1 pseudogene is annotated in these 253 nt (G+C 38.3%); it reads left to right on the top strand.

The features are described 5' to 3' along the window. A pseudogene (locus LVD47_RS23535) lies at positions 1-253 on the top strand (PrkA family serine protein kinase); the annotation flags it as partial.

Below are 253 nucleotides of genomic sequence, written 5' to 3'. Positions count from 1 at the left end.
CTTAAGCCACTTGAAGGGCTATTTAATTCCGCAGTATGTTGAGTTTATTGGTAAAGAGTTGCAAACCGCGTACTTAGAATCTTATTCTGAATATGGGCAAAACATTTTTGACCGTTATGTCACTTACGCTGAATTTTGGATCCAAGATAAAGAATATCGTGACCCTGATACCGGGCAGTTGTTTAACCGTGAAGCCTTAAATGCTGAACTTGAGAAAATTGAAAAACCGGCGGGTATTTCAAATCCAAAAGAT

The organism is Membranihabitans maritimus, assembly GCF_021729145.1.
In the GTDB taxonomy this organism is placed as follows: Bacteria; Bacteroidota; Bacteroidia; order Chitinophagales; family Saprospiraceae; genus Membranihabitans; species Membranihabitans maritimus.
Note: the sequence above shows the minus strand (reverse complement) of the source record. Positions and strands in the feature narration are given on the sequence as shown.